This window comes from Amycolatopsis japonica (assembly GCF_000732925.1).
In the GTDB taxonomy this organism is placed as follows: domain Bacteria; phylum Actinomycetota; class Actinomycetes; order Mycobacteriales; family Pseudonocardiaceae; genus Amycolatopsis; species Amycolatopsis japonica.
Genome location: NZ_CP008953.1, coordinates 1080143 through 1098944, shown reverse-complemented (window position 1 = coordinate 1098944; position 18802 = coordinate 1080143). Strand labels below are relative to the sequence as shown.

Here is an 18802-nt window from a genome sequence, read left to right as displayed (position 1 = left end):
TTAGGGGTACCCAAAAGTTGTGGCCCGAGTGCCCGCCCGAGCCCGACGATATGCGGCCGGGAAAAGCCGATGCTTTCCGCCATGGACACCATCACTCTTTCCGAGAGGCGGCCTGGGGGCGGTCTCTCGAAGCTGGCGGGCTGGTCTCAGCGCCACCGCTGGCTCGCCGTTTCGCTCTGGCTGCTCACCCTCGTCGGTGTCACGCTGGGCTCGCAACTGGCGGGCAGCGCCTACCACGACGACCATTCCCTGCCGGGTACCGAATCCCAGCAGATCTTGGACCTGTTCAAAGCGCAGGCCCCCGCCCAGACCGGCGCGACGGCCGAAATCGTCTTCAAGACCGAGAGCGGACTCGCGACCGCACGCGGGCCGATCGACACGATGCTCGCCGAAGTCCGGAACCAGCCGCACGTGAAATCGGTGACGAGCCCGTTCGACACCCCTTCGGCCATCTCACGTGAAGGCACGATCGGTTACGCGGCAGTCGCTTTCGACCTGGAGTCGAAAGATCTGCCGTACGACGACATCGTGCGCGTCGTCGACACCGCGAAGAAGGCGGAGACCGCCGCGCTCCAGGTCGAACTCGGTGGCGAGCCCATCAAGCGGACCAGCGGGGGCGGCGGCCCGTCGGAGGGTGTCGGGCTGCTCGCCGCGCTGGTGATCCTCGTCTTCCTGTTCCGCTCGATCCTCGCCGCCGGGCTCCCGGTGATCACGGCGATCTTCGCCGTCGGCAGCACGCTCGGCGTGATCGTGCTCGTCAGCAGGTTCGTCGACATCGCGAGCTACACCGCTCCGCTGATGATGCTGGTCGGCTTCGGCGTCGGCGTGGACTACGCGCTGCTCATCTTTTCCCGCTATCGCGGCGAAATCCTCGGCGGTCTCGACCGCGAACTGGCGGCGCGGCGGGCGCTGGACACCGCGGGCCGGTCGGTGCTGTTCGCCGGTGGCACGGTGATCATCGCGTTGCTCGGCCTGCTCGCGCTCGGCCTCGGTTCGCTGCGCGGGGTAGCTCTCGCGGTCGCGCTCACGGTGCTCGTGACGATGCTCGCCTCGATCACCCTGCTGCCCGCGCTGCTCTCGCTTTTCGGGCGTCGCCTGGAAAAGGGCATCCGCAAGCACGCCGCGAACCGCGAACACGGCAAGGCGTGGGGCAAGCTCGGGGACGCGGTGCAACGACGGCCGATGGTGCCGCTCGCGATCGGGCTCCTCGTCCTCGTCGGGCTTTCCTTGCCCGCGCTGGGAATGCGCCTCGGATTCGCCGACGCGGGCACAGACCCGGAGACGTCGACCACCCGGCAGGCTTACGACCTGATGGCGGAGGGTTTCGGCCCCGGGTTCAGCGAGCCGTTGATCGTGGTCACCGAGAACGGCGATGGCGTCGCATTGCAACGGAAACTCGAAGCCACACCGGGAATCGCCGAAGTGACGCCGCCGATGGGCCAGGGTGTCACGACGGTCCTCGCCTTCCCCACGTCTTCGCCGCAGGACGCCGCGACCGCCGATCTGGTCGAACGGCTGCGGACCGAGGTTCTGCCGGGCCTGCCGGGCAAGTACCTGGTCGGCGGAAGTGTGGCGGCCGCGGTCGACTTCGCGGACGCCGTCGGCGACCGGTTGCCGCTGTTCGTGCTGGTGGTCGTCGGTTTGTCGGCGTTGCTGCTGATGGTCGTCTTCCGCTCGATCCTGATCCCGCTCAAAGCGGCCGTGCTGAATCTGCTGAGCATCGGCGCCGCGCTCGGCGTGATGACGGCGGTGTTCGGCGACGGCCTGTTCGGGGCACAGGCGGGACCGATCGAAGCGTTCGTGCCGGTGCTGATCTTCGCGATCGTGTTCGGGCTTTCCATGGACTACGAGGTGTTCCTGGTGTCCCGGATGCACGAGGAGTGGCGGCGTACCGGCGACGCGCGGCATGCCGTCCGCGAAGGGCTCGCCTCGACCGGTGGGGTGATCACTGCCGCGGCGGCGATCATGATCGTGGTGTTCGGCGCGTTCCTGCTCAATCCCGACCGGATGCTGGCGCAGTTCGGTCTCGGGCTGGCGGTGGCGGTGCTGGTGGACGCGTTCGTGATCCGCTGTCTCGTGGTGCCCGCGGTGATGCGGCTGCTCGGGGAACGCGCCTGGTGGCTGCCGCGGTGGCTGGACCGGCGGTTGCCTCACGTGGCGCTGGAACCGTCGTCGCGCTAGTCCCCCGGATGCAATGAACGGTCCTTTCCTTGCGAAATTCGCAAGGAAAGGACCGTTCCTAGCACGTTAAGCGGGCGAAGCGGCCTTATTCGTAGATCTCGCCCTTCGCGGCCTTCTCGACCAGCGAAGCGGGCGGGGTGAAGTGGTCGCCGTAGCGCTCCGCGAGCTCACGCGCGCGGTCGACGAAGCCCTGCAGTCCACCCTCGTACTGGTTGATGTACTGGATGACACCACCGGTCCACGCCGGGAAGCCGATACCGAAGATCGAGCCGATGTTGGCGTCGGCGACGGTGGTGAGCACGCCTTCGTCGAAGCACTTCACGGTCTCGAGCGCCTCGGCGAACAGCATGCGCTCCTTGAGGTCCTCGAAGGGAACCTCGGCGCTGCCCGACTTGAACGCGTCGCGCAGGCCCGGCCAGAGACCGGTCCGCTTGCCCGACTCGTCGTAGTCGTAGAAGCCCGAACCGGTGGAACGACCCTTGCGGTCGAACTCCTCCACCATCCGGTCGATGACGCCCTCGGACGCGTGCGCGTTCCAGGTGCCGCCGGCGGCCTCGATCGCTTCGCGGGTCTCCTTGCGGATCTTGCGCGGCAGCGTCAGGGTCAGCTCGTCCATCAGCTGCAGCGGCGGGGCCGGGTACCCGGCCTGCGAACCGGCCTGCTCGATCGACGCCGGCTCGACACCCTCGCCCAGCGCGGCCACGGCCTCGTTGAGGAACGTGCCGATGACGCGCGAGGTGAAGAAGCCGCGGCTGTCGTTGACGACGATCGGGGTCTTCTTGATCTGCAGGGTGTAGTCGAAGACCTTCGCCAGCGTGGCGGGCGAGGTCTTCTCACCGCAGATGATCTCGACCAGCGGCATCTTGTCCACCGGCGAGAAGAAGTGGATCCCGATGAAGTCCTCGGTCCGCTGGACGCCCTCGGCGAGCGCGGTGATCGGCAGCGTGGAGGTGTTGGAACCGAGCACGGCGTCGGGGTTGACGATGCCCTCGATCTCCTGGAACACCTTGTGCTTCAGCTCGACGCTCTCGAAGACGGCCTCGATCACGAAGTCGACGCCGGCGAAGTCCTCCGCCTTGTCGGTCGGCTTGATCTTGGCGAGCAGCGCGTCGGACTTCTCCTGCGTGGTCTTACCGCGGGAGAGCGCCTTCTCCTCCAGCTTGACCGCGTAGCCCTTGCCCTTTTCGGCGCCTTCGAGGGTGACGTCCTTGAGCACGACGTCGATGCCGGCCTTCGCCGAGACGTACGCGATCGCGGCGCCCATCATGCCCGCGCCGACGACGCCGACCTTCTTGGCGGTGTACTTCTCGAAGCCGTCCGGACGGGAGCCACCGGAGTTGATGCTCTGCAGGTCGAAGAAGAACGCCTTCGTCATGTTCTTCGAGACCTGGCCGGTGGCGAGACTGATGAAGTAGCGGGTCTCGACGGTGATCGCGGTGTCGAAGTCGACCTGCGAGCCCTCGATGGCCGCGGCCAGGATCGCCCGCGGGGCCGGCATGTTGGCGCCCTTGATCTGCTTGCGCAGGTTCGCCGGGAACGCGGGCAGGTTCGCCGCGAAGCTCGGGTTCGACGGGGTGCCGCCCGGGATCTTGTAGCCCTTGACGTCCCACGGCTGCACGCCGCCCTCGGGGTTGGCCTTGATCCACGCCTTCGCGGCCGGGACCAGTTCCTCGACGGTGCCGACGAGCTCGTGCACGAGGCCGAGCTCCTTGGCCTTGGCCGGGCGGTGACGCTGGCCCTGCAGCAGCACGTTCAGCAGCGCGCTCTGGATGCCCAGCAGGCGCACGGTGCGGACCACGCCACCGCCGCCGGGAAGCAGGCCGAGGGTGACCTCGGGGAGGCCGATCTGGCTGCCCTTGACGTCGGCCGCGATGCGGTGGTGCGTCGCGAGCGCGAGTTCGAGGCCGCCACCGAGCGCGGCGCCGTTGATGGCGGCCACGACCGGCTTGCCCAGCTGCTCGAGCCGGCGCATCTGGCCCTTCATCAGGGAGCTGCTCTGGGTGATCTCGGCGGCGTGCTCCGGCTTGGCCTGGATCAGGTCGTTGAGGTCGCCACCGGCGAAGAAGGTCTTCTTGGCCGAGGTGAGGACGACACCGGTGATGTTGTCCTTCTCCGCCTCCAGGCGGTCCACGACGACGCCGAGCGACTCGCGGAAGTCGGCGTTCATCGTGTTGGCGGACTGCTTCGGGTCGTCCAGGGTGAGCACGACGATGCCGTCGGCGTCCTGCTCCCAGCGGATGGTCTTCGCTTCAGTCATTGTCTCTTCCTCAGACCCGCTCGATGATGGTCGCGACGCCCATGCCGCCGCCGATGCACAGGGTGACCAGGGCGCGGCGCGCCTGACGACGCTCCAGCTCGTCGACGACGGTGCCGACCAGCATCGCGCCGGTGGCGCCCAGCGGGTGCCCCATCGCGATGGCGCCGCCGTTGACGTTGACCTTCTCCTCGTCGAGGTGCAGGTCCTTGATCCACTTGAGGACGACCGAGGCGAAGGCCTCGTTCAGCTCCCACAGGTCGATGTCGTCCGGGGTGAGGCCGGCGATCTTGAGGACCTTCTCGGTGGCCGGGGTCGGGCCGGTGAGCATGATCGTGGGCTCGGAGCCGACGGTCGCGGTGGCCACGATGCGGGCGCGCGGGGTCAGGCCGAAGTCCTTGCCGATCTGCTCGTTGCCGACCAGGACGACGGCGGCGCCGTCGACGATGCCGGACGAGTTGCCGCCGGTGTGGACGTGGTCGATCTTCTCCACCGAGTGGTACTTCTGCAGCGCGACGGCGTCGAAGCCGCCCAGCTCGCCGATACCGGCGAAGGCGGGCTTGAGCTTGCCGAGGCCCTCGACGGTGCTACCGGGGCGACGGTGCTCGTCGTGGTCGAGGATCGTGACGCCGTTGATGTCCTTCACCGGGACGACGGACTTCGCGAAGTAGCCGCCGGACCAGGCCGCTTCGGCCTTCTCCTGCGAACGCACGGCCCACGCGTCGACGTCCTCGCGGGAGAAGCCCTCGATGGTCGCGATCAGGTCGGCGCCGGTGCCCTGCGGGACGATGTAGTTGTCGTAGGCGGTGGCGGGGTCCATGAACAGCGCGCCGCCGTCGGAGCCCATCGGCACGCGCGACATCGACTCGACGCCACCGGCGATGATCAGCTGGTCCCAGCCGGAGCGCACCTTCTGCGCGGCGGTGTTGGTGGCTTCGAGGCCGGAGGCGCAGAAGCGGTTCAGCTGCACACCGGCTACCGACTCGGGAAGACCCGCGTTCAGCGCGGCGGTGCGCGCGATCACGGCGCCCTGCTCGCCGACCGGGGAGACGACGCCGAGGACGATGTCGTCGATCACGGCGGGGTCGAGGTTCGGGTGCCGGACCTTCAGTTCTTCGATGAGGCCGACCACGAGATCGACCGGCTTGGTGCCGTGGAGGGCACCGCCCTTGTTCTTGCCGCGAGGCGTACGGATCGCCTCGTAGATGTAGGCCTCGCTACTCACAGAAAAACTCCTCCGCGTACGGCGCTGTATCAGGATCAAACGTACCGGCCAGTAGCCATGCTAATGCCGATTAACATAAACCGCGATAACCCCATGGTGTCAATGGGTTGCGATGCACGCAACCGGCGCTATCGTGGGTTCACCTATGGATCACCCGACCGAGCGTTCACCCCGACCGCGCGACCGCAAGGCCCAGCTGGCAGGCCTCGCCGCGGAGCTCTTTCGCGCCCGCGGGTTCCACGGCGTCGGCATCAACGACATCGCCGCCGCGGCCGGGATCACCGGGCCCGCGCTGTACCGGCATTTCGCGGACAAGCAGGCGGTGCTGTCCTACGTCGTGCTGTCCGGCATCGACGACATGGAGGCGGCCACCACCGAGACGCTCGCCGACGGTCTTCCCGTTCCCGCCCAGGTCAACGCCCTGTTGGGCACCCTCGCCGCACAGGCGGTGGAGCGACGTGAGGTCGCCGCGCTGTGGCGCTGGGAGGGCAGGCATCTGCCCCGGGAGGAACGGCGCGAGATCCGCCGCCGGTCCGGCGCGGTGCTCGAAGCGTGGTCCAAGGCGCTGCGCGCGTTGCGTCCGGAACTGACCGCCGACGACGCCGAGCTGCTGTGCTGGGCGGGGCTGAGCGTGTTCGGCAGTGTCTCCGTGCATCACACGTCCGTGGCGAAGAAACGCTTCGCGCAGATCCTCGTGCAGCTGGCGGAGTCGGTGCTGCATGTCACACTCCCCGAACCCGAGGAGACGCCGGAGGAGACGCCGTCGATGGCGCTCGGTGAGCCGTCCCGCCGCGAGCAGATCCTCGCCGCCGCGACCGAGCTGTTCGGGCAACGCGGTTTCCGCTCGGTGAGCATGGAGGAGATCGGCGCGGCCGCCGGGATCGCCGGTCCCAGCGTGTACCGGCACTTCCCCAGCAAGGCCGCGCTGATGGTGGCGATCGGGCATCGAGCGGCCGACCGGCTGGCACTCGCCGCGGAACGCGCGCTGCGCACCGACGACGAACGCGACGCGCTCCGCAGGCTGGCGGCGTCCTATGTGCACACCCTGCTGCGCACGCCCGAGCTGCTGGTGTCCTTCTCCGGCAGCCCCATGGAGCTGCCGGAACGCGACAAGGCGGACCTGATCCGGGTCCAGCGTGACTACGTCGCGCGCTGGATCGCGCTGACGTCGGAAGTCCACCCGGAACTGAGCCTGCGCGAAGTGAAGATCACCGTGCACGCGGCGCTGACCATCGCGAACGACCTCGCGCGCACCCGGCGGGTCAACGGCCGCCCGAACATCGAGGCCGAGCTGACCGCGCTGACGCACGCCGTCCTGAAAGTCAGCTCTTAGCAAACTCACGTGTCCCGCAAAGGCAGGCGGTGCACGATATGCGGCGTGCCCACGAAACGCGGCCTGCATCTGGTGACCCGGGACGAAGACCACAAGGTCACCACGCTGGAGCTCTTCTTCGACCTGGTCTTCGTCTACGCCATCACCCAGACCACGCAGCTGATGGCCGATCACCTCAGCCCGCTCGGCATCGGACAGGGCGTGGCGATGATCGCCGTGCTCTGGTGGTGCTGGTGCGCCTACGCCTGGCTGGCCAACACCCTGCACGTCGACCGCGGTATCGCCCAGCTCGCGATGTTCGCCGCGATGGGGACGATGTTCCTGGTCTCGCTGACCATCCCGGAGGCGTTCACCGACCTGCCCGGCGGCCTGTACGCGCCGCTGATGTTCGTCGGCTGCTACTTCCTCGTGCGGCTGCTGCATCTCACCGCGTACTTCGGCGCCGCCCGGACCGATCCGGAGCTGCGCAAGGTCGTCCTGAAGATGTTCGTCGGACTGCTGCCGAGCGTCACGCTGCTGACCGTCGCGGCGTTCTTCTCGGGCTGGGTGCAGCTCGGTATCTGGGCGGTCGCGCTGCTCGCCGACTACGTCAACGTCTTCCGGACCCGCTCCTCGGACTGGCGGCTGCACCAGCCCGGCCATTTCGCCGAGCGATTCGGGCTGATCGTGATCATCGCGCTCGGCGAGTCGATCGTGGCGATCGGCATCGGGATCAGCTCGTACCCCATGTCCTGGCCGATCACGCTGGCCGCCGTCTTCGGGCTCACGCTCGCCTCGGCGATGTGGTGGATGTACTTCGCCGTCGTCGCCCACGTTTCCGAACACAACCTGAAACGCGCCGACGGCGTCGAGCGGGTGCGGATCGGGACGGACACGTACACGTTCCTGCACCTCCCGCTCATCGCCGGGATCGTGCTCGTGGCGCTGGGGCTGAAGAAGTCGCTGCTGTACGTGTCCGACACCGAGCACCACAGCCTTTCCGACGGTCTGCACGGGACACCGATCTGGGCGCTGACCGGCGGGCTCGCGCTCTATCTGATCGCGTTGAGCGGGCTGCGGAAGCGGAACTTGGGCTCATGGAACGGGCAACGGCTGGTGCTCGCGGTGGTCCTGCTGGCAGCGACGCCGGTGCTGGAACTGGTGCCGGCGATCGTGCTGGTCGGCGTCGTGGCGGTGGCCGCGGTCGCACTGGTGCTGTTCGAGAGGCGCAAGCTCGTGAGTAATCCGGGACTCCTCCACCCCCGGAATCACTCATCGGCGTGACGTTCGCCTCCCCCGTGGTAGCGCATCCGCCCGAGGGGAGTTAACCTACTCACGAGTAGGTAAGCGAGGCAGGGAGACTCACCGTGGGTGCGCCTAGGAAACGAGACGCGATGGGCCTTGGCCTGTCCGCGCTCACCCGGCTGGCCGGGAGCAAGGTCATTGAACGGGCCGGACTTCGGAAGCCCGTGCAGAACCTGGTCAGTGCCGGGACGCGCAACGGCTTCCGGGTCGCGGGCGCGGCGGGACGGACCTTCAAATCCGCCCAGAAGCTCGGCAAGCCCGCGCGGCTCGCGTCGGCCGAGGACACGGGACTGTTCGACCTCACCCCGAGTGAGGATCAGCAGCTCATCGTCGAGACCGTGACGGAGTTCGCGGCCGAGCAGCTGCGGCCCGCCGCGGCCGACGCCGACGCGAAGCTCCAGGCCCCCGAGGGTCTGCTGAGCCGCGCCGCCGAACTCGGCATCACGCTCGTCGGCATCCCCGAGGAGCTGGGCGGCGTCGGCACCGAGCGGTCGGTGGTCACTAACGCGCTGGTCGCCGAGGCCCTCGCGCACGGCGATCTGGGGCTCGCGGTCGCGGTGCTCGCGCCGTCCGCGGTCAGCACCGCGCTGGTGTCCTACGGCGACGAGCAGCAGCAGGCGGATTACCTACCCGCGTTCGTCGGCGAGAACGTCCCGGCCGCGGCGCTCGCGCTGCAGGAGCGCACCGCGCTGTTCGACCCGTTCAAGCCCGCCACGAAGGCCCGCCGCACGCCGAAGGGCTACCAGCTCGACGGCGTGAAGTCGCTGGTCCCGCGGGCCGCGGACGCCGAGCTGTTCATCGTGTCGGCCGATCTCGAAGGCCGTGGCCCGGCGCTGTTCCTCGTCGAGTCTTCGAACTCCGGCGTCACCATCGAGTCCGAACCGGCGATGGGCCTGCGCGGCGCGGCGACCGGGAAACTGCACCTGGAGAAGGTCGCCCTGCCCGCCGGAGCACTGCTCGGCGGCGGCAAGGCCGAGGTCTTCACCGAGGTCGTCCGGCTCTCGCGCCTCGGCTGGGCCGCGCTGGCCGCCGGGACCGCGAAGGCCGTCCTCGACTACGTGGTGCCGTATGTCAACGAGCGCAAGGCGTTCGGCGAACCGGTGAGCCACCGGCAGGCCGTCGCGTTCTCGGTGGCCGACATCGCCATCGAGCTGGAAGGACTGCGGCTGGTCGCGCTCCGCGCCGCCGCCCGCGCCGAACAGGGCAAGCCGTACGCCCGCGAGGTCGCGCTGGCCCGGAAACTGGCCACCGACAAGGGAATGCAGATCGGCAGCGCCGGGGTGCAGCTGCTCGGCGGACACGGGTTCGTCAAGGAGCACCCGGTCGAGCGCTGGTACCGCGACCTCCGTGCGATCGGCGTGATGGAAGGCGCCGTCCTCCTCTAGGACTTTGAAAGGCAATCATGATCAACCTTGAGGTTCCGAAGAAGGCCGGCACCCTGATCAACCAGGCGTACCAGGCCGCGGCCGAAGTGTTCCGGCCGATCTCGCGCAAGTACGACCGCGCCGAGCACACCTACCCGGCCGAACTCGACATGTTCGCCGCGCTGCTGGACGGGCTGAACTCCTCCGGCGAGGGCGGCGCGGGCGCGGCGGGGGTCCGCCGGTCCGAGAAGAACGAGAAACCGGGCAACCGCAACGGTTCCAACCTCAACATCGTGCTCGGCACGATCGAGATGTGCTGGGGCGACGTCGGTCTGCTGCTGTCCATGCCGCGCCAAGGGCTCGGCAACGCCGCCATCGGCTCGGTCGCCACCGACGAGCAGCTCAAGAAGTTCTCCGGGCTGTGGGCCGCGATGGCGATCACCGAACCGGACTGCGGCTCGGACTCCGCCGCGATCACCGCGACCGCGCGTCTCGACGGCGACGAGTACGTGATCAACGGCGAGAAGATCTTCGTGACCGCGGGCGAGCGCGCCGACGCCGTCGTCGTCTGGGCCACCCTGGACAAGACGAAGGGCCGCGCGGCGATCAAATCGTTCGTCGTCGAGAAGGGCACGCCCGGCTTCGAGGTGGTGCGCGTCGAGCACAAACTCGGCATCCGCGCCTCCGACACCGCCGTGCTGCGCTTCGAGAACGTCCGCGTGCCGAAGGAGAATCTCCTCGGTACGCCGGAGATCGACACCGCCAAGGGTTTCGCGGGGGTCATGCAGACCTTCGACAACACCCGCCCGCTGGTCGCCGCGATGGCCATCGGTGTCGCCCGCGCGGCGCTGGAGGAGACCCGGAAGATCCTCACCGACGCCGGGGTGACCATCGACTACGACAAGCCCGTCCACAGCCAGCACGCGGCGGCCGCCACGTTCCTGCAGCTGGAGGCGGACTACGAAGCGGCGTACCTGCTGACCATGGAGTCGGCGTGGATGGCCGACAACCGCAAGCCGAACTCGCTGCAGGCCTCGATGGCCAAGGCGAAGGCCGGCCGGTCGGTCGTCGAGATCACGCTGAAATGCGTCGAGCTGGCCGGAACCTTGGGCTACACCGAGGAATCGCTGCTGGAGAAGTGGAGCCGGGACGCGAAGATCCTGGACATCTTCGAAGGCACGCAACAGATCCAGCAGCTGATCGTGGCGCGCCGGATCCTGGGCAAGACGAGCGCGGAGCTGAAGTAAGGCGCGAGGCTCGCATGACCGGGTGCCTACCGCGACCAGGGGTTGCGAAAGCCACTTTCGCAACGTTGAAGGTTGCGAAAGTGGCTTTCGCAACGTCGGCCGTGGCCGGGCGCGGGAACGCCGTGGCGATCATGTCGCGAAAGCCACTTTCGGGACATCAGACGTCGCGAAAGTGGCTTTCGCGACACACCGCCACAAACCGTGAGCCTGAGACCGGCAGCACCCGGTAGCCATGGCGGCAACCGTCCTTGCCACCCACGAGCCCGTTTATTTCCACCATTTCGACAACACCTTCGTGGTGACCTGGCAGAGGTACTCTCGAACTTTCCTTTGCCCGCGAAGGCCGGAGTCGCGATGAGACCGCTTCCCCCTGCGGCACGCTGGTGTCTCATCGTCCTCGGTGTCACGGTCTGCTACTTCGCCACCGCCCGGATCGGGATCCAGTGGGCGATCGTGCGGGAACAGATCTCGCCACTGTGGCCCGCCGCGGGGGTCGCGTTGGCCACGCCGATGCTGCTGGGCCCGCGGTTCTGGCCGGGGATCTTCCTCGGCGCGCTCCTGACGAACATCGCCCTCGGGCCTTCGCTGGGCACGGTCCTGGTGATCTCCGCAGGCAACACGGCCGGCCCGATGGTGGCGTACGCGGTGATGCGGCGGCTGGGTTTCCGCAACGAACTCGACCGGCTTCCCGACGCCGTCCTCCTGGTGGTGGTCGGGGCGATCGGGGGCACGGCCGTCAGCGCCGTCATGGGCACCGGCGTGCTGGTCTTCGGTGGCGCGCTGAGCCCAGGCGATTTCTGGGCGACCGCGCTCGTGTGGTGGACCGGCGACGCGATGGGTGTCCTGACGATCACGCCGCTCCTGCTTCTCGCGCCGAGGTTCCACATGCCCAAGCGGGTTCCGCTCATCCGCTGGGGCGAGGCGGCGGCGCTCGCGCTCTTCGGTCTCGGCACGGCCGTCCTCGCGTCCACGACGACGCCGAAGCTGTTCGTGGTCTTCCCCGTGCTCATCTGGGCGGCGCTGCGCTTCCGGCAAGCCGGAGCGTTGCTGTGTTCCTTGTGCGTCTGCACGGTCACGATCTTCGCCGCGATCCGGGGGCTCGGCCCGTACGGTTCTTACGAGCTGGCGACCAGGATGCTGCACGTCCAGGCCTACGACGCCACCGTCGGGCTCACCGCGCTGACGTTGTCCACGATCGTCCTGCAACGCGACCGCGCGACGGCCGAGATCACCGACGCCTGGCGCCAGATCACCGAAATGGTGGACATGATCGCGCCTCGCCAGTCATTGCGCAGCGCCATCACCCAGCACAACGAGGACGAGGCTCAGGCGGCCTGTGCGTCGAGGAAATGGTCGAGGTAGCGCCACGTCGTCCCGCGGGCCTTCCGGCCGGTGAGGACGCCCAGGTGCCCGCCGGGCGCGGTCTCGAAGGTCACCGACGGCGAGTTGTCCAGCAGTTCGGTGAGCCGTTCGACGGCGGCGCGCGGGGCGATCGTGTCGTTCTGTCCGGCGATGACCAGCGTCGGCACCTTGACCCCGGACAGCGCGATGATGCGGCCGTTGAGGTCGACCGTGCCCTCGGCGAGATCGTTGGCGCGGAAGAACCGGTGGTAGATCTGGCCGAATGTCCGCCCGGGGTAGGCGATCATGTTGTCCATGAAATGGTCGACGGCCTCGATCTGCGCCAGATAGTCCCGGTCGTCGAGATTCTTCAGGATGGCAAGCGGTTTGGTGATCTCCTTGCTGATCCCGGTCGCCCGGAAGACGCGGCTGACCAAATAGGACGGTGCGCCGCCGAGCGCCCGGTAGAACGGGGTCAGCAGGTGGCCGCCGGTGAGATCCACCAGCGGGCGGAACGGGGCGATCAGCGGGATCGCGGTGAAGTCGAACGGCGACGCGATGGTCGCGATCGACTCGATCGGCAGATCGGGCTGGTCGGCGGTGGTCAGCAGGGAGAAGATCCCGCCGAGGCACCAGGCGACGACGTGCACGCCCTGGCCGCCGGAGTCCTCGCTGACCTTGCGGATCGCGCGCGGGAGCACCTCCTCGATCCAGTGCTCGATACCGAGGCGCCGGTCGGAGAAGGCGACGTTCCCGTAGTCGACGAGGTAGGTGTTGCGGCCGCCCTCGACCAGATGCTCGGCGAGGCTGCAGCCGCGGCGCAGGTCGAAGCACAGCGCGGGCGCGGCCAGCGGCGGCACCAGCAGCACCGGCGGGCCTTCCTGGGGTCCCTTGCCGTTGGTCAGCCGGTAGAGGGAGCGATTCGGCCCCTGGTCGATCAGAACGCGCGGCACCGGGCGAAGATCCGCGACACCACCGTGCAGCACCTTCCCGACGACGTTCGACGCGGCGGCGGCGAGCCGTGCCGGGGGTGTGGCCATGGTGTGCCTCCTGGGGAATCAACGCGGTAAGACGTAATCTTGCCGCTTGGGGGCGCACGACTCAACACCGCCGCCGTCACAGGCCGTCCATTTCGGACGGTCGCTAGGCCGTCCGAGTTAAGAATCAGCGCCCTTTTCCGCCGCCGGGGCACTCCGCGCGGCCCGCGATTCGTACTCCGCGCGAGCGGAGGAATGCGTTGCGGAGGACAGAATCTTGTCTCCGCCGAGCGCACGGAGCAGCCCTTCGCCGAGACGACGCGGAAGCAGACGTGTGATCCTGCCCATGGCGTCCAACGATGCGGGAACGAAGACGTCGAACTTGGGGCGGCGCAACGCATCGACAATGGCCTGCGCCACATCTTCGGGTTGCACCGATTTGAAGAACTTCGCCTCGCCGAGCCCGCTGGCCAGTTCCGTGCGCACCACCGCCGGCATCACACAGGACACCAGCACGCCGGTTCCGTGCAATTCCAGATGCACCGATTCCGACAAACCGACGACGGCGTGTTTCGTCGCGCAGTAGGTCGCCGCGCCGGGGAAACCGGCCTTCCCCGCCATCGAGGCGATGTTGACGATGTGGCCGGTGCCACGCGGGCGCATTCGTTTCACGGCTTCCCTGGTGCCGTGGATGACCGCGTGCAGGTTGATTTCGAGCAGCCTGCGAGTGGCCGCGTCGTCCTCTTCGTCGAGCGGCGCGAGCGGCATGATGCCCGCGTTGTTGATCAGCACGTCGATCGGGCCGACGCGCCGCTCGACCTCGTCGAGGAATTCGGTGAAGCCCTTCGTGTCGGTGACGTCGAGCGGCAGCGCCTCGGCACCCAGTTCGGCCGCGGTCTTCTCGGCGAGGACCTGGTCCAGGTCGCCGATGACCACCTTGGCACCGAGCCGGGACAGCGCCGTCGCGGTACTGGCCCCGATGCCCTGCGCCGCTCCGGTGATCACGACGACCTTGCCCGCCAGGGAACGTTCACGCTTGGCCATGCCGGTCTCCTCTGCGACTTCACTGTCCGGGGCACTGTTGGCGATGTGTCAACTATGGTGCACCCGAAGCCGCGACGACGCCAGTCCTACGGACGTTGCTCGAAAACCTGCCCGATCCAGCCCTTGACGTCGAAACGTTCCGTCGGCTTGAAGCCCTGGCTCTCGTAGTAGCGCTGCAAGTCGCCGTCGCCACCGGCCCAGCAGTCGACCCGCACCAGCCCGATACCGCGTTCCCGCGCCTCGGCCAGCGCGAACTCGATGAGCCGCGAGCCGACCCGGTGCCCGGTGAACCGGCGCGAGGTCAGCAGCAGGCCGATGTAGATCTCCGGCTCGTCGACCGGCGAGACATGCGGGAACCGGTCCCCGAGGATGATCGCCCCGGCCACCTCGCCGTCGATCTCGGCGAGGTACAGCCCCGGCCCGTCGGCCATCCCGCGGACCCGTTCGACCCGTTTCGGGATCGTGGACCACGGCTCGGTCCCCCACTGCCCTTCACTGCCGCGCGAGGCGAGCCACGCGACGACCTCGTCGAACATGTCCAGCAACGTTTGGAAATCCCCAGAACCACCCTGGCGGATGATGAAGTCGCTCATCCTTCCGTTCTACAACATCGTCAGGACACGCGGACCTTCTGTGGTGATCGCGACCGTGTGCTCGACGTGCGCGGCCCTGGCGCCGCGGACGGTGCGCAACGTCCAGCCGTCGTCGTCGGTCCGGTAGGCGTCGCGGCCGTCGGCGATGAGCATCGGCTCGATCGCCAGCACCAGTCCCGGCTGGAGACGCATGCCGCGCCCCGGCCTGCCCTCGTTCGGCAGATGCGGGTCTTCGTGCATGCTGCGCCCGATCCCGTGGCCGCCGTGATGCGCGAGGAGGCCGTAGCCCGCTTCGCGACCGACGGTGCCGACAGCGTGGGAGATGTCGCCCATTTTGCCGCCGGCCTGCGCGGCGGCGATCCCCGCGGCCAGCGCGCGCTCGGTGGTCGCGATGAGTTCGAGGTCGGCGGGATCGGCCTCGCCGACGACGTAGCTGATCGCCGCGTCGCCGTGCCAGCCGTCGATGTAGGCGCCGGCGTCGATGCTGACCAGGTCGCCGTCACGCAGACGGTAGTCCGACGGGATGCCGTGGACCACGGCGTCGTTGACGCTCGCGCAGATCACCGCGGGGAACGGGGTCGGCGCGGAATGCGGGCGATAGTGGAGGAACGACGGTTTCGCACCGGCGTCCCTGATCACCTGCGCGGCGATCTCGTCCAGCTCTTTCAAGCTGACGCCGATCGCCGACGCCTCTTTCGCCGCTTGCAACGTCTGCGCCACGACACGGCCGGACTCACGCATGGCGTCCAGCTCGGCGGCGGATTTCAACTCGACCATGCCGATAACTATACCGGTATAGTTATCGGCATGGTCGAGGGCGTCAGGCCACGCCGAGGTGCCGCGCGATCAGCATCCGCTGCACCTCCGAGGTCCCCTCACCGATCTCCAGGATCTTCGCGTCGCGGTAGAAGCGGCTCACCGGGAACTCGTTCATGAAGCCGTACCCGCCGAAGATCTGCGTCGCGTCGCGCGAGTTGTCCATGGCGGCGTTCGACGCGACGAGCTTCGCGATCGACGCCTCCTTCTTGAACGGCTCACCGCGCAGCATCTTCGACGCCGCCGCGTAGTACGCGAGCCGCGCCGTGTGCGTGCGCACCTCCATGTCGGCGATCTTGAACTGGATCGCCTGGTACTCACCGATCTTGTGCCCGAACGCCTCGCGTTCCTTGACGTACCGCAGGCATTCGTCGACGCAGCCCTGCGCGAGCCCGACGCTCAGCGCGGCGATCGCGACCCGGCCTTCGTCCAAAATGGACAGGAACTGGGCGTAGCCGCGGCCGCGTTCGCCGACCAGGTTCTCGGCCGGGACACGGACGTCGTCGAACGAGAGCTCGTGCGTGTCCGAGCAGTTCCAGCCGACCTTGGAGTACTTCGGCGCGACGGCGAAGCCCGGCGTGCCGGACGGGACGATGATCGCCGAGATCTCCTTGCGCCCGTTCTCCTTCACGTCGGTGACGGCGGTGACCGTGACCAGCTTCGTGATGTCGGTGCCGGAGTTCGTGATGAACGACTTGCTGCCGTTGATCACCCAGGTGTCGCCGTCGAGTTTCGCCCGCGTGCGGGTGGCGCCCGCGTCCGAGCCGCCGCCGGGTTCGGTGAGCCCGAAGGCGCCGAGCGCGGTGCCGGCGCACAGCTCCGGAAGCCACTTCTCCTTCTGTTCCTCGGTGCCGAACCGGTAGATCGGCATTGCCCCCAGGGAAACACCCGCCTCGACGGTGATCGCGACCGAGGAATCGACGCGCGCCAATTCCTCCAGGGTCAGGCAGAGCGCGAAGTAGTCGCCGCCCATTCCGCCGTACTCCTCGGGGAACGGCAGGCCGAACAGCCCCATCTCGGCCATCTTCGCGACGATCTCGTACGGGAACTCCTCCCGTTCGTAGAGGTCGCCGATGACCGGGGCGACCTCGGAGCGCGCGAACTCCTCGACCGTCTTGCGCAGCGCCTCGTACTCGTCATCCAGCCGAAAGTCGATCATTGCTCATCCTTTTGGGGTGTCACCACGGCTACCGTCTCGTCCAGCGCGACCTGTTGGCCCGCGCGGACGGGGAGTTCGCTGACCACGCCGTCGATCGGCGCGGTGATCGTGTGCTCCATCTTCATCGCCTCGACTACCACGAGCGGGGTCCCGGCGGTCACCACGTCACCGGCGGCGGCCTTGACCACGAGCACGGTCCCGGGCATCGGGCTGGTGACCGGTCCGGCGCCGCCCGCGGAACCGGCGGCGGACCGCAGCCGTTCACGCTCGCCGATGGCGAAGCTGTGCCCGTCACGCGCGAGCCACACCGTCCGCCCGCTCCCGGCCGAGTGCCGGTAACGGTGGAAACCGGTGGGATGCCGGACTTCCAGGAGATCGCCGAGGCGTCGGGCGGACACCCTCACCGGCTCGGCGCCGTCCACGCTGACGAGCGCGTTCGCCGGAGTGCCCTGAACGCGCACCACGACTTCGGAGCTTCCCGACTTCAGCGCGAAGTCGATCCCGCCCGAACCGCCGAGCCGCCAGCCGTCCGGGACGTCCCACGGATCCACGACGTCTCCCTGCGGCTGCAGGGAAAGCAGCCGGTCGAGCGCCGCCGCCACGAAGAACTCCGGCGGCACCTCCTCGGAGACCAAAGTGGACAGTCGACGGTCGACGAGGCCGGTGTCGAGCTTGCCGTCACGGACGTCGCCGTCGGCGAGCAGCCCGCGCAGGAAGGCGACGTTGGTGCCGAGGCCGAGCAACGCGGTGTCCGCCAGCGCCAGATCGAGCCGGTGCAACGCGGCCGCGCGGTCCGGGCCCCAGGCGATGACCTTGGCCAGCATCGGGTCGTAGTTCGAACCGATGACCGCGCCCTCGCTCATCCACGAGTCGACGCGCACGCCCTCACCGGACGGCTCGTGGACCGCGAGCACGGTGCCACCCGTCGGGATGAAGCCGCGGGTGGGATCTTCGGCGTAGACCCGGGCTTCGACGGCGTGGCCGTCCAGCCGGACGTCGTCCTGCGCCACGGTGAGCACGTCACCGGCGGCGATCTTGACCTGCCACTCCACGAGATCGAGCCCGGTCACCAATTCGGTCACCGGATGCTCGACCTGCAGCCGGGTGTTCATCTCCATGAAGAAGAACTCGTCGGGCGCGGTGGCCGAAACGATGAACTCGACCGTCCCCGCGCCGACGTACCCGACCGAACGCGCGGCCTCGACGGCGGACGCGCCCATCTTCGCGCGCGTGGCTTCGTCGAGGAGCACGGACGGCGCCTCTTCGATGATCTTCTGGTGCCGCCGCTGCAGGCTGCACTCACGCTCGCCGAGGTGGATCACATTGCCGTGCGTGTCGGCGAGCACCTGGATCTCGATGTGGCGCGGTGTAGTGACGAACCGCTCCATGAGCAGGGTGTCGTCACCGAAGGAACCCTTGGCCTCACGGCGAGCGGACTCGACGGCGGCGTCCAATTCGGACAGTTCGGTGACGAGCCGCATCCCCTTGCCGCCACCGCCGGCGGACGGCTTGAGCAGCAGCGGGAACCCGACCTTCTCGGCGGCGGCCGCGAAACCACCCTCGGGAATGTCCACATCGGACGCACCGGGCACGACCGGGACACCGGCCTTGGAGACCGTGGCCTTGGCGCGGATCTTGTCGCCCATGGCGTCGATGGCCGCGACCGGCGGACCGATGAAGACCAGACCGGCCTCGGCGCACGCGCGGGCGAATTCCGCGTTCTCCGCGAGGAAGCCATAGCCGGGGTGGACCGCCTGCGCGCCGGTGTCGAGCGCCGCCTGGACGATCGCGGGAATGGACAGATAGCTCTTCGCCGCTTCGGCCGGGCCGATGCGGACAGCAGTGTGCGCCTCCCGGACGTGCCGGGCGTCGGCGTCCGCGTCGCTGTACACCGCGACCGAACGGATGCCGAGCCCCTGCAGCGAGCGGATCACGCGGACCGCGATCTCCCCGCGGTTGGCGACCAGAACCGTGTCGAACATGC

14 protein-coding genes are annotated in these 18802 nt (G+C 68.4%); 6 read left to right on the top strand and 8 right to left on the bottom strand.

Going from position 1 to position 18802, the window contains the following annotated elements; translation table 11 throughout:
* Positions 1–81 precede the first annotated feature (81 nt).
* Positions 82–2181, top strand: coding sequence for an MMPL family transporter (locus AJAP_RS05445; RefSeq protein WP_038522421.1), 2100 nt, complete (start codon positions 82–84; stop codon positions 2179–2181).
* A gap of 85 nt (positions 2182–2266) precedes the next feature.
* Here AJAP_RS05445 and AJAP_RS05440 read toward each other — a convergent pair whose 3' ends face one another.
* Both AJAP_RS05440 and AJAP_RS05435 read right to left on the bottom strand, forming a co-directional pair.
* Entirely contained in the window at positions 2267–4438 is a 2172-nt protein-coding gene (locus AJAP_RS05440; RefSeq protein WP_038508742.1) for a 3-hydroxyacyl-CoA dehydrogenase NAD-binding domain-containing protein, read from the bottom strand.
* Between the two features lie 10 nt (positions 4439–4448).
* The gene (locus AJAP_RS05435) at positions 4449–5660 is read right to left on the bottom strand and encodes an acetyl-CoA C-acetyltransferase (RefSeq protein WP_038508740.1); all 1212 of its coding nucleotides are present in this window, start codon (positions 5658–5660) and stop codon (positions 4449–4451) included.
* A gap of 145 nt (positions 5661–5805) precedes the next feature.
* On the opposite strand from AJAP_RS05435, the gene AJAP_RS05430 reads away from it, so the two are divergent.
* From AJAP_RS05430 to AJAP_RS05410, 5 genes are all read left to right on the top strand, one after another.
* Entirely contained in the window at positions 5806–6993 is a 1188-nt protein-coding gene (locus AJAP_RS05430; RefSeq protein WP_038508738.1) for a TetR/AcrR family transcriptional regulator, read from the top strand.
* Positions 6994–7038: 45 nt separating this feature from the next.
* The gene (locus AJAP_RS05425) at positions 7039–8256 is read left to right on the top strand and encodes a low temperature requirement protein A (protein ID WP_038508736.1); all 1218 of its coding nucleotides are present in this window, start codon (positions 7039–7041) and stop codon (positions 8254–8256) included.
* 110 nt (positions 8257–8366) lie between these two features.
* Positions 8367–9662 (top strand): acyl-CoA dehydrogenase family protein, encoded by a 1296-nt coding sequence (locus AJAP_RS05420; RefSeq protein ID WP_038508734.1) that lies wholly within the window; start codon positions 8367–8369, stop codon positions 9660–9662.
* A 17-nt stretch (positions 9663–9679) separates the two neighbouring features.
* Positions 9680–10888, top strand: coding sequence for an acyl-CoA dehydrogenase family protein (locus tag AJAP_RS05415; RefSeq protein ID WP_007033833.1), 1209 nt, complete (start codon positions 9680–9682; stop codon positions 10886–10888).
* Between the two features lie 354 nt (positions 10889–11242).
* On the top strand, positions 11243–12250 hold the full coding sequence (locus tag AJAP_RS05410) for an MASE1 domain-containing protein (protein ID WP_038522418.1): 1008 nt from the start codon (positions 11243–11245) through the stop codon (positions 12248–12250).
* Here the strand turns inward: AJAP_RS05410 and AJAP_RS05405 are convergent.
* The 6 genes from AJAP_RS05405 to AJAP_RS05380 form a co-directional block, all read right to left on the bottom strand.
* Positions 12214–13269 carry an alpha/beta fold hydrolase gene (locus AJAP_RS05405; RefSeq protein ID WP_038508731.1) on the bottom strand — a complete coding sequence of 352 codons (1056 nt, stop codon included), beginning with the start codon at positions 13267–13269 and terminating at the stop codon, positions 12214–12216. The two genes, AJAP_RS05410 and AJAP_RS05405, sit on opposite strands and share 37 nt — an antisense overlap.
* Before the next feature lie 117 nt (positions 13270–13386).
* Positions 13387–14250: an SDR family oxidoreductase gene (locus AJAP_RS05400; RefSeq protein WP_038508730.1), complete on the bottom strand. Its 864-nt coding sequence runs from the start codon at positions 14248–14250 to the stop codon at positions 13387–13389.
* An 86-nt stretch (positions 14251–14336) separates the two neighbouring features.
* Entirely contained in the window at positions 14337–14843 is a 507-nt protein-coding gene (locus tag AJAP_RS05395) for a GNAT family N-acetyltransferase (protein WP_038508728.1), read from the bottom strand.
* A gap of 9 nt (positions 14844–14852) precedes the next feature.
* A complete protein-coding gene (gene map, locus AJAP_RS05390) occupies positions 14853–15620 on the bottom strand; it encodes a type I methionyl aminopeptidase (RefSeq protein ID WP_038508726.1) in 768 nt (255 codons plus the stop codon).
* A gap of 43 nt (positions 15621–15663) precedes the next feature.
* Entirely contained in the window at positions 15664–16818 is a 1155-nt protein-coding gene (locus AJAP_RS05385; RefSeq protein WP_037306689.1) for an acyl-CoA dehydrogenase family protein, read from the bottom strand.
* Entirely contained in the window at positions 16815–18800 is a 1986-nt protein-coding gene (locus AJAP_RS05380; RefSeq protein ID WP_038508724.1) for an acetyl/propionyl/methylcrotonyl-CoA carboxylase subunit alpha, read from the bottom strand. Before AJAP_RS05380 ends, AJAP_RS05385 begins: the two co-directional genes overlap by 4 nt.
* Between the last annotated feature and the right edge of the window lie 2 nt (positions 18801–18802).

Coding starts and splice junctions, on each gene's coding strand:
- map (WP_038508726.1), bottom strand. CDS start 15,620: ATGGTCGAGTTGAAATCCGCCGCCGAGCTGGACGCCATGCGTGAGTCC.
- AJAP_RS05400 (WP_038508730.1), bottom strand. CDS start 14,250: ATGGCCAAGCGTGAACGTTCCCTGGCGGGCAAGGTCGTCGTGATCACC.
- AJAP_RS05445 (WP_038522421.1), top strand. CDS start 82: ATGGACACCATCACTCTTTCCGAGAGGCGGCCTGGGGGCGGTCTCTCG.
- AJAP_RS05440 (WP_038508742.1), bottom strand. CDS start 4,438: ATGACTGAAGCGAAGACCATCCGCTGGGAGCAGGACGCCGACGGCATC.
- AJAP_RS05415 (WP_007033833.1), top strand. CDS start 9,680: ATGATCAACCTTGAGGTTCCGAAGAAGGCCGGCACCCTGATCAACCAG.
- AJAP_RS05405 (WP_038508731.1), bottom strand. CDS start 13,269: ATGGCCACACCCCCGGCACGGCTCGCCGCCGCCGCGTCGAACGTCGTC.
- AJAP_RS05385 (WP_037306689.1), bottom strand. CDS start 16,818: ATGATCGACTTTCGGCTGGATGACGAGTACGAGGCGCTGCGCAAGACG.
- AJAP_RS05380 (WP_038508724.1), bottom strand. CDS start 18,800: ATGTTCGACACGGTTCTGGTCGCCAACCGCGGGGAGATCGCGGTCCGC.
- AJAP_RS05420 (WP_038508734.1), top strand. CDS start 8,367: ATGGGCCTTGGCCTGTCCGCGCTCACCCGGCTGGCCGGGAGCAAGGTC.
- AJAP_RS05410 (WP_038522418.1), top strand. CDS start 11,243: ATGAGACCGCTTCCCCCTGCGGCACGCTGGTGTCTCATCGTCCTCGGT.
- AJAP_RS05395 (WP_038508728.1), bottom strand. CDS start 14,843: ATGAGCGACTTCATCATCCGCCAGGGTGGTTCTGGGGATTTCCAAACG.
- AJAP_RS05430 (WP_038508738.1), top strand. CDS start 5,806: ATGGATCACCCGACCGAGCGTTCACCCCGACCGCGCGACCGCAAGGCC.